The organism is Leeuwenhoekiella aequorea (genome assembly GCF_004104375.1).
Classification (GTDB): Bacteria; Bacteroidota; Bacteroidia; order Flavobacteriales; family Flavobacteriaceae; genus Leeuwenhoekiella; species Leeuwenhoekiella aequorea.
In genome coordinates this window covers 222,791-233,576 of sequence record NZ_QOVM01000007.1, presented here as the reverse complement: position 1 = coordinate 233,576, position 10,786 = coordinate 222,791, and the positions used below count along the sequence as shown (strand labels likewise).

The following is a 10,786-nucleotide window of genomic DNA, read 5'->3' as shown; positions in this document are numbered from 1 at the left end:
CTGCATCTCGTGGGAGAGTAGGTCGCCGCCTTGTTTTAGAAATCCGCATCAGTAAATGATGCGGATTTTTTTTTGCTCCAAACTCAAATAATAAACATACTCCACATTGTAACACAAACTAAAGGCTGCAACTAGCCTTTATAGTCCATAACTAATAACTTATTGTACAAATCGAAGCTAGAATTGACTTTAATTTGCGTTAGGGATAGCAGTGAAATCCTTTTTGAAGCAGAAGCCCAGAAAGAGTGTAACGAATAGCCCAGCCCGAAGGGAACGTCTAATAGAATTAAACTGTATTATTTAATTTTACAGTATGAACTTAAACTGGAAAGAAGAAGAATTTTGGAATGCAATATCTCACGGACTTGGAGTGTTGCTGGGGTTTTTTGGAATGTATTTGCTTTTTACTGGTGATAACACTAAAAGTGAATATAGTACCTTAAGTATTCTGTTTTATACACTATCTATACTACTGTTATATTCAGCATCTACGATTTATCATATTCTAACATCTACTAGATGGAAATCTATCTTTAGAAAAATAGACCATATTAGTATATATTTTTTAATCGCAGGCACTTATACGCCTGTAGCACTAATAATTTTAAGCGAAGGGAATGGATGGTTAATCTTCTCAATTGTTTGGAGTATTGCAGTATTAGGGACAATTTTAAAAATATTCTACACAGGCCGTTTTGAAGTATTGTCTTTGTTATTATATGTATGTATGGGTTGGCTCATTATATTTGACTGGAATGATTTAAAATCTCATTCTTCAGCTTTAGGAATTAGCTTACTAATAATAGGAGGAGCCTTTTATACCTTAGGGATATTATTTTATGCTATAAAAAAGATACCATTTAATCATTTTATTTGGCATCTGTTTGTATTAGGAGGGAGTATAAGCCATTTTCTCTATATATTTTTAGATGTTATTTAGGCTTTAATAATATCTTCATATTCGTACCAAAACAGTTCAAACTTGGGCATATTCTCGTAGAAAAAATCAAATACCTCTGGCCAATTTTTTTTATTGTGAATATTTACATCATGTTTAGTGATATAAACTCTAGATATAATTTTTCCGCTACTGCGTAAAAAATCTTTTTCGAGAATTATATCTTCTGATATTTCGGCTTTGAGTAGGTTTTTAAGGCTAACAAATTTATCATAGTAGTATTCTCTAAATACTTCGTCGTGTGTTTCTATATCAAAAGAGACCACCGCTTTTTGATTGTCAAAACTAAATCTCAGGTTAATTTCTTTTACTTTAGTATCATATAATAACCATTTGCGTGGATATCGTTTTCCGAAGAATATCCAAAATTGTTCGCGTATTTGCTTAGATTCTTCTCTGGTGAACATAATTAAAGTATATAGGCTATTGCAATTCCTAATAATATTACTGCAAATTTAGTAGCATTAAATTGATGATTTTTCGAGGACTCAAATAAAATGGTTGTTGAAACGTGTAAAAGAACACCTACTACTAGAGCATTTATCGAATTTTTTAAACTTTCTGTCCAGAAATTTAAAGTTGCTAAGTAACTTCCTAGTGGTGTCATTAATGAAAAAGCCAGCAAGAAAAGTGCTATTTGAATTTTACTAATATTAGATGCCAGTAGAAACGAACTAATGATTATAGCGATAGGTATTTTGTGCACTACAATACCGTAAAGCAGATCTCTATTATCTGAAAGCGGGAAGCCTTCAAAAGCACAATGTACCGATAAGCTTATAAGGAGGAGCCAAGGAATAGTTTTAGTATTTTCATCAAGATGTAAATGACCATGTTCTGCTCCTCTGGATAAAAATTCTAGAAGAATCTGAAGAAGTAACCCCGCCATTATATAGATCCCAATATTATCTGAACCAGAAGCATATAAATTAGGTAAAAATTCAAATATTGTAATTGAGAGTAAAAATGCGCCACTAAATGCTAACAGTAATTTTACCGCATTATTAATCGCAGGTTTAAAAATTATGGCAATTAAGAATCCCAGCAAAACTGCTGCTATAGGTAATATAAAAATCATAGATTAATCGGCTAGGTTGAGTTAGTCGTAACTAGCCAATAAAATTAACCTATTTTTGCAATCTAAATTTTTACAATGGAAGGTAACTTTAAAATGCTCGCCAAAACTATGTTTGGCTTTGAGGAATTATTAGCGCGAGAATTACGTGAATTAGGTGCAGGAGATGTAGAAATAGGTACGAGAAGTGTTTCTTTTAGCGGAGATAAGGGATTTATGTATAAAGCAAATTTGTGTTGCAGGACTGCTATCAAGATCCTTAAACCACTTAAGACTTTTACAATTAAAGATGAAAATGCTTTATATGATGCAGTAAAAAGCATAGATTGGAGTCAATATATGCGAGTAAACGACACGTTTGCTATTAATGCAACAATAAGCGGTGAGGAATTTACGCATTCTTTGTTTGTAGCTCAAAAGGCAAAAGATGCAGTTGTAGATCAGTTTAGAGAGAATACAGGAGAACGTCCAGATGTAGATCTTAAATTTCCAAGTTTAAGTATTGATATCCATATACGCAATAATACGTGTAACATCTCTTTAGATAGCAGTGGAGTTTCATTACATCAAAGAGGTTATCGACTTGCGACTAATATTGCGCCTATTAATGAGGTTTTAGCCGCGGGATGTCTTATGCTCGCCGGTTGGAAAGGTCATAGTGATTTCTTAGATCCTATGTGTGGTAGTGGAACGATGTTAATTGAAGCAGCAATGATTGCTTGTAATATACCGCCTAACTTAAATAGAAAACAATTTGGTTTTGAAAACTGGCACGATTGGGATCCAGATTTATTTGATGTTATTGAAGAGTCTGCACTGAAGAAAATAAGGGAATTTCATTTTACGATTTCAGGATATGACAAAGCTCCATCCGCAGTTGAAAAAGCTATTGAAAATGTTAAGAATGCGGAGCTAAGTGAATTTATTACAATTAAGCAAGCCGATTTTTTTTATACGGAAAAGGAAAAAGAACGCCACTTACATATGGTGTTTAATCCGCCTTACGGGGAGCGATTAGAAATTGATATGGAGCCCTTTTATAAAAATATTGGAGATACGCTAAAACAGAATTATAAGGATACTGAAGCTTGGTTTATTACATCAAACCTAGAATCGCTTAAACATGTAGGATTACGTACTTCTCGAAAGATTAAACTTTATAATGGCTCTTTAGAATCAAGATTAGTAAAGTATGATATATATGCGGGATCTAAAAAAGCTAAATTTCAAAATGAAGCTGAATAATTATATACAAGTTTAAAAAAACAAAGGCTATTATTTTGAAAATAATAGCCTTTGTTTTTTTAAACTATGCGCTTTATAACTCGAAGTTTATGAGTATGTGTACGACGTTCAGCATTGTAAATACCGGTATGATCTATGCGGTCAATGCGCACTTCACCATGACAATGTATTATATAATTGTCTTGTAGCATGATGCCCACGTGAGTAATTCGGCCTTCATCGTTGTCAAAAAAGGCTAAATCTCCAGGTTCACTTTCCTCAATAAAACTTAAAGCTTCTCCTTGAGCTGCCTGTTGCGATGCATCTCTATAAAGGGAGTGACCATTGAGTCGATAAACCATTTGAGTAAATCCACTGCAGTCTAACCCAAATGGAGTTCTTCCTCCCCATAAATACGGACTTTTTAAATAAAGAAGTGCGGTATTTATAAATGAGGATTTAGCATTGATTGAACTTATATTATTTCCTTCATATTGATCTCCGGTTAAATCTAAATTAGCCAGTTGAGCACCTAATGGGAGACTTAAAATATGGGAATCAGATGAAGTAGCCATTTGCAACAAATCACTTGCTAAAATGGGTTTCCTATCTTCTGCAACAGTATAATCATCTTCAGAAATTTCTTTATACTGCTTATTATCTACCCATCCCTCATATTTGTCGTGAGCAAGTCGAATACGACTCCATTTTTTCCGAATCTCAAGTACTTTAAAATGTTCACCATAAAGTACTTGATTAATCATTTCGGCCTGCTCTGCAGGCTCTGAACGCATAGGTACAATACTTAATGGGCAAATGCCGTAATTCATCAGGCGGTTTTGAAGTTTTTGTAAAAGTAAATCAAATGGTTTTTACCTACCAATGAGATTAGAAACATCTCAAAGATTTTATCTAGAAATTACCATTGCTGATGCTCCACCACCTCCATTACATATAGCTGCCGCACCAAGTTTAGCATTCTTTTGCTCAAGAACGTTAATCAAAGTGATTAAAATACGAACACCACTACAACCTAAGGGATGACCTAAAGAAACAGCGCCACCATTTATATTTACATTATCAGCGGTAAGTCCTAAAATTTTCATGTTGGCTAAGCCCACCACTGAAAATGCCTCATTAAATTCAAAAAAATCAATCTCATCTTGCTTTACACCAGCTTTAGCTAAGGCTTTAGGTAAAGCTTTTGAGGGAGCAGTAGTAAACCACTCTGGTTCATGCGCCGCATCTGCATATCCTTTTATAGTACAAAGAATTTCAAGTCCTAATTCGTCTGCTTTTTCTTTACTCATAACAATCACCGCTCCGGCACCATCATTTATTGTAGAAGCATTTGCAGCAGTTACAGTACCTTCTTTAGAGAAAGCCGGTCTTAAACTTGCGATTTTATCTATTATTACGTTTTTAAATTCTTCATCTTCAGATACCATAATAGATTCTCCGCGTCTTTGAGGCACTTCGACAGGCACAACTTCATTTGTAAAGTGTCCTGCTTCCCAGGCGGCTGCAGATCTTCTATAACTCTCAATAGCAAATGCATCCTGTTCTTCTCTAGAAAATTTATATTCTGAGGCACATAAATCTGCACAAACTCCCATTGCATTCCCGTCATATGCATCTACAAGACCATCCTTCTGCATACCATCGATTAAGGTGGCCGGACCAAATTTATTTCCATTACGCATATGTACATAATGCGGTATCTGACTCATACTTTCCATTCCTCCCGCAACTACAATGTCATTATCTCCAAGAGCAATAGATTGCGCTGCAAGCATCACGGCTTTCATCCCAGATGCGCAAACTTTGTTTACAGTCGTACACGGTACAGTATCTGGTATTCCCGCATTTAAAGCAGCTTGTCGTGCTGGAGCTTGACCAACACCTGCTTGAACCACATTACCCATAAAAACTTCAGTAACCAGGGCAGGATCTAAATTTATTTTAGCTAGTGCGCCTTTTATAGCGGTTGTTCCAAGATGTACAGCAGTCAAGGAAGATAAACTTCCCATAAAACTCCCAATAGGAGTACGAATAGCAGATACAATTACAACTTCTTTATGCATAATATGTGTATTTTTTAGTAAGTTTTTAGTGATTGTAAATTTAGTCAAATATTTACGAAAACGTTATTATTAGCATACAGCCTTCTTTAGAATAGCTACCATTTAATTTTAGTACTTTTACTTTTGCATAGAAATTAATTTTATAGATTAATTTAAAATTTATGCATATTCAATATTTTAATTACAAACCTGTAAGTTGCTTTTTGGTTAAGCAGCGCTACCGCGATTTGTGATTATTTTCTTCAGCTATATGAATGATATTTTAAATAAATTTTACAAGAATCAAGGTTCTTTATATAAAATCTTACTATGTATAGTGAGTACCATACTTATCGTCTATCTTTTTCCAAAGAGTGGTAAATTTCAATTTGATTTTCAGCAAAATAAACCCTGGCAATACGATAATTTGTATGCTCCTGTTGACTTTGCCATCTTAAAAAGCGAAGATCAACTTGAGCAAGAACGATCTGAAGCTGAGAATAATATTATTCCATACTTTATTTATGATCAGGATATAGCAAATGAATCTAAAGCAGCTTATGAAAATCAGTTTGCTTCTGTATTTACAGACTCTATTTTTAGAGATCGGCAGAAAGAATTAAAAAGTTTTGGTTCTAAAATTCTCGAAGATATTTATAAATATGGTGTTATAAGTGATATCGCTTCATTTGAGGATGGTCGTAAAGTATATCTAAGAAGAGGAAATGAAATTGAAGAGACCTCAATTGAAAATTTAAACACCACAGATGAAATAACTATATTAATAAATAGGAGGTTGGTTAACAGTCCTTATGTGCAGTCTGTAAATAGATTTAAAGAATTATTTTTTGATGTTGTACAGCCCAATGTTGTTTATGACGAAAAGTTGACAAATAAGGAGTTAAATGCTGAATTAAGTAAAATAGCGCCAACAAAAGGAGTAGTCAATAAGGGTAGCAGAATTGTTGCTAAAGGTGAAATAGTAGAACAAAATACCTATCAAATACTAAAATCTTTACAAGCTGAATATGAATCTCAGAGTTGGACTGCCAGTAAATACAATTGGGTAGTATTTGGTTATGTTTTACTTGTCTCTGTAGCGCTCACCATGCTTTTACTATTTATTCGAAATTATAGAGAAGCCGTTTTTGAAAATAATACGAAGGTCACATTTATATTTTTCAATATTATTTTAATGGTTTTGCTAACCACCATTATTGTAAAATATGATGCGAATTATGTGTACGTAGTTCCACTTTGCATTTTGCCTTTAGTTATTAAAGCGTTCTTTGATGCGCGTTTAGGAATGTTTACGCACGTTATATCAATACTTCTATTAGGTTTTATTGTGCCCAACACTTCAGAATATATGTTTCTGCAAGTAATAGCAGGTATCGTTACCATCTTAACTGTATCTGAATTGTATAAGCGCGCTAATTTATTTATATCGGTAGGGCAAATAACCTTTATTTATATACTAGGATACTTTGCATTTCATATCATTCATGAGGGAACTATAGATAATTTAGAATGGGAAACCTTTAGTATGTTTATAATTACCGGTCTAGCTACCTTATTTGTTCAGCCTTTAATTTATGCCTACGAAAAGATATTTGGTCTAGTAAGTGATTTATCGCTGCTCGAGCTTACAGATACTAATTCAAAATTATTAAAAGACTTAGCGAATAAAGCACCCGGAACGTTTCATCATAGTTTAAATGTGGCAAATTTAGCTGAAGCTGCGGCTAATGAGATAGGGGCAAATTCTATGCTCACAAGGGTAGGAGCGTTGTATCATGATATTGGTAAAATGGCAAACCCTACAGATTTTACTGAAAATCAATCTACAGGTATAAATACCCACGAAGATTTGTCTCCTTATGAAAGTGCCAGTATTATTATAGATCATGTAATCAATGGTATTGAAATAGCACGTAAGAACAATTTACCAGATCGAGTTATTGATTTCATAAGAACTCATCACGGCACAAGTACCGTTTATTATTTTTACAAAAAAGCTCAAGAACAAGATGAGGATGTAAATATTGAGGATTTTAGATATCCGGGACCTTTACCATTTAGTAAAGAGACTGCAATTCTTATGATGGCCGATAGTGTAGAAGCGGCAAGTAAAAGTTTAAAAAATCCTACATCTGTACTAATTGATTCTTTTGTAGAGAAGATTGTGAATAAGCAAATGGACGATAATCAGTTTTTAAATGCTAACATTACATTTAAGGAAATACAAGTGATAAAAAAAGTTCTTAAGTCTAAATTGAACAATATTTATCATTTAAGAATAGAATACCCAGAATAATATTTAAGCTGATAATCTTATTTTCAGGAGGTTAAAAAATATTTGAAAATTTTTCTAATTAAATCGCTAAAAACCTTTGATTACTTCAAAACTTTGATATATATTTGCACCCGCGTTTTGAGAGAGACGCTTCGTTCTTAAGGAGAGGTGCCAGAGTGGTAATGGAGCAGATTGCTAATCTGTCGACGGGTAACTGTCGCCAGGGTTCGAGTCCCTGTCTCTCCGCAAAACATTTTTATAAAATACACCTCGGGGTGTAGCGTAGCCCGGTCATCGCGCCTGCTTTGGGAGCAGGAGGTCGCAGGTTCGAATCCTGCCACCCCGACAAACCACTTCAAGTGGGTATTAGAAGCCTGTTAATCTTAGATTGACAGGCTTTTTTGTTTTTATTATTTTCTCTCGACTACATTGTATTGATCACAACGATAAATAGCTTTTACAGGATATAATTTAATCCAGAAAGTTAAAGTTGATTTTCAGAAAAATGTATTTTTTAATTTATTAGCTTCTTTATTGATAAAAGGAAGGTTAGAAAGGACGAAATAAATATTGCAGTTGACGAGGTCAAGACCTTTAGGTCAGCAAGAAATAATCTTGGACTGCATTATGTTGCGCTTAATTTTAAAATGGGTCAGATGCACGTACAACATTATCTAAAACCTCTTTTACAAAAAATTGAAGAAGGGTTAATCGATCTTAGTTTTATAATAACGCATCGTATGAAACCAGCCGTTGAGCCTTAAGCATTCGCAAATTTTAAACACAAAAAAGACAATTGTGTTAAAGTAGTATTATCACCATAGAATAATACTAAACATAAAGAAAGGAGAGGGCAATATGCCGTTTCCTTTTTTTATTTTTAAGATTAAGGAAATCAGTATGTATAAGAAAGGAATTTTATTAAAAGTCACGCTAATTGTACTCACAAGTTATTTTTTAATCTTGTCATTAGTAGAAGCTCAAAATTTTCTTGCGCCGTTGCTTACAGCTTTTATTATGGCTCTGATAATTCTTCCTTTTGTTCAAAAACTTGAAAAAAAACTTTCTCGGTCATTCGCTGCTTTAATAGGGACCATTGTATTGTTTATTTTTTCATTGGGTATTGTTTTACTTATCTCATTACAAGTTCAAAACTTTGTAAAAGACTTGCCTCAAATAAAGGAAAAGATGGAGCCCAAAATTGAGCAGCTAAAGAGTTATGCTACTCAAAATACATTTTTAAGTGAAGATGATTTTAAATCTGGTAAACAGGACGAATCAGTATTAAATTCAAGTTTGGAATCTAATAAAACTGCTGGATACCTGACTAGTATTACCGCGTTTATCGGTAATTACTTATTGTGCTTTATATATATCTATTTCTTACTGTGTTACCGCCGAAAATTCAAGCGTTTTCTAATTCGCATTTTTCCGGATGAAAAAGAAGATCAGGTGCGAGTAATTTTGCAGAAATCAATTTCTGTTGCTCCACAATATATGATAGGGAAGCTAATATTAATGGGGATTTTAGCTGTATTATATGCAATCGGATTAGGTATTTCTGGAATAGACAATTTTATTTTGATTAGTTTACTCGCATCTCTATTAACCCTCATCCCATATATAGGAAATATAATAGGGATTCTTATCGCTATTGCTTTGGGATATGTAACATCGGGAGAGATTTCTGTGCTTATAGGAATTATAGCAACCTTTAGCATTGCCCAGTTTGTCGAAAGCTACATTTTAGAACCGTATGTAGTAGGTGACCGAGTAGATTTGCATCCTTTCGTAGTTATACTGGTTGTTGTTATTGGCAATATGATGTGGGGTGTAATAGGAATGGTAATTGCAATTCCACTTATGGCAATCATTTCAGTAGTTTTTCTTCATATTCCGCTTTTGCGTCCGTATGGAATCTTGCTCAGTAATAATAAATTTGATGATAATGAATCTTAATAGTCTTAAGAGATACTGGCGATAAACTGCCTAATTTATTACAAATAAATAGTGATCAGTATTTTATAGAATAGCAAAAGGTAGTAGTAATTAATACTTCTTTTCAGCAAATATAGGATGCAGTATGTATTAATCTGAAGTGACTTTACAACCGAAAATATTGAAGGAGGCTTTGAAATTACATAAGCTATATATTAGAAAATAAATAATTTTCATATTGCTCACATAAGTATATTGTCTCAGTGGTCTATGATTACGCATTTGTCAAAGGATTAAAAGAAGAAAAAAATACTGCCGCTTTGCAGGGTGCTATAGGCAAACAACAAAACGGCAATATATATTTAAATTGTATAACGACCTCCGGTCGCTTCAACAGTTGCTCCTGAAATATAGCTTCCTTCATCTGAAGCTAGAAGAACATAAATGGGAGCCATTTCTACGGGCTGTCCTGGTCGTCCAAGAGGTGTTTTCTTTCCGAAGTTTTTTACTTTTTCTTCTGGTAAAGTTGCTGGTATAAGAGGTGTCCATATAGGTCCCGGAGCTACGGCATTAACACGTATCCCTTTCTCTCCCCATAATTGAGCCATACTTGATGTAAAGTTTTTTATTGCTCCTTTAGTGGCAGCATAGGAAACTAAGCTTTCGCTGGGTTGATACGCATTTACAGATGTAGTATTAATTACGCTACTACCAGGCTTTAGATGAGGTTCTGCAGCTTTGCATAAATAGAATGGGGCGTAAATATTTGTTCTGAATGTTTTATCCCACTCTTCTGCAGAAACTTCCTGAAGACTGGAATGCGCCATCTGAAAAGCCGCATTATTTACTAGAATATCTAACCTGCCGAATTTATTTATGGTTTCATCAATGATTAATTTGCAATGAGCTTCTTCTCGAATATCTCCAGGAATAATTAGTACTTCACCATTCATTTCTTCAATTTCACGCGCCACTTCTTCTGCGTCTTCATCTTCATCTAAATAGCTAATGACAACTTTTGCGCCTTCAAGAGCAAAAGCATAAGATACGGCTCTTCCTATTCCAGAATCTCCTCCGGTAATTACTGCAACTTTACCTGTTAACTTATTGGAGGCTTTGTAACTGTCTTTGCCATAGTCTGGTTTTGGACTCATTTCTGAACTTACACCAGGTTCATCTTGCATTTTAGTATCAAAGGGCGGTTGTGGATATTTTGTTTTTGGATTCTCCAT

At 34.1% G+C, this 10,786-nt stretch carries 9 protein-coding genes and 2 tRNA genes; 6 read left to right on the top strand and 5 right to left on the bottom strand.

Annotated elements, in window-relative coordinates; all coding sequences use genetic code 11:
* The first annotated feature begins 313 nt into the window (after positions 1-313).
* Entirely contained in the window at positions 314-940 is a 627-nt protein-coding gene (gene trhA, locus DSM00_RS14630; RefSeq protein WP_128758717.1) for a PAQR family membrane homeostasis protein TrhA, read from the top strand.
* On the opposite strand, the gene DSM00_RS14625 is transcribed toward trhA, so the two are convergent.
* Positions 937-1,365 (bottom strand): DUF4268 domain-containing protein, encoded by a 429-nt coding sequence (locus DSM00_RS14625; RefSeq protein WP_128758716.1) that lies wholly within the window; start codon positions 1,363-1,365, stop codon positions 937-939. The genes trhA and DSM00_RS14625 overlap by 4 nt on opposite strands.
* 2 nt (positions 1,366-1,367) lie before the next feature.
* The gene (locus DSM00_RS14620) at positions 1,368-2,036 is read right to left on the bottom strand and encodes a ZIP family metal transporter (RefSeq protein WP_128758715.1); all 669 of its coding nucleotides are present in this window, start codon (positions 2,034-2,036) and stop codon (positions 1,368-1,370) included.
* A gap of 75 nt (positions 2,037-2,111) precedes the next feature.
* On the opposite strand from DSM00_RS14620, the gene DSM00_RS14615 reads away from it, so the two are divergent.
* Positions 2,112-3,278: a THUMP domain-containing class I SAM-dependent RNA methyltransferase gene (locus DSM00_RS14615; RefSeq protein WP_128758714.1), complete on the top strand. Its 1,167-nt coding sequence runs from the start codon at positions 2,112-2,114 to the stop codon at positions 3,276-3,278.
* Between the two features lie 59 nt (positions 3,279-3,337).
* On the opposite strand, the gene DSM00_RS14610 is transcribed toward DSM00_RS14615, so the two are convergent.
* Together DSM00_RS14610 and DSM00_RS14605 are read right to left on the bottom strand one after the other, a co-directional pair.
* Complete coding sequence (locus DSM00_RS14610) at positions 3,338-4,087, bottom strand: C40 family peptidase (RefSeq protein WP_164916349.1); 750 nt, start codon at positions 4,085-4,087, stop codon at positions 3,338-3,340.
* Positions 4,088-4,165: 78 nt separating this feature from the next.
* A complete protein-coding gene (locus tag DSM00_RS14605; RefSeq protein WP_128758713.1) occupies positions 4,166-5,341 on the bottom strand; it encodes an acetyl-CoA C-acyltransferase in 1,176 nt (391 codons plus the stop codon).
* A 250-nt stretch (positions 5,342-5,591) separates the two neighbouring features.
* Between DSM00_RS14605 and DSM00_RS14600 the strand changes: the two genes are divergently transcribed.
* From DSM00_RS14600 to DSM00_RS14585, 4 genes are all read left to right on the top strand, one after another.
* On the top strand, positions 5,592-7,637 hold the full coding sequence (locus DSM00_RS14600) for an HD family phosphohydrolase (RefSeq protein ID WP_128758712.1): 2,046 nt from the start codon (positions 5,592-5,594) through the stop codon (positions 7,635-7,637).
* Between the two features lie 141 nt (positions 7,638-7,778).
* Positions 7,779-7,862: transfer RNA gene (locus DSM00_RS14595), tRNA-Ser, on the top strand.
* A 25-nt stretch (positions 7,863-7,887) separates the two neighbouring features.
* Positions 7,888-7,962: transfer RNA gene (locus tag DSM00_RS14590), tRNA-Pro, on the top strand.
* A 554-nt stretch (positions 7,963-8,516) separates the two neighbouring features.
* Positions 8,517-9,575, top strand: a complete 1,059-nt coding sequence (locus tag DSM00_RS14585) for an AI-2E family transporter (protein WP_128758711.1) — start codon at positions 8,517-8,519, stop codon at positions 9,573-9,575.
* A 341-nt stretch (positions 9,576-9,916) separates the two neighbouring features.
* On the opposite strand, the gene DSM00_RS14580 is transcribed toward DSM00_RS14585, so the two are convergent.
* A complete protein-coding gene (locus DSM00_RS14580) occupies positions 9,917-10,786 on the bottom strand; it encodes an SDR family oxidoreductase (RefSeq protein WP_128758710.1) in 870 nt (289 codons plus the stop codon).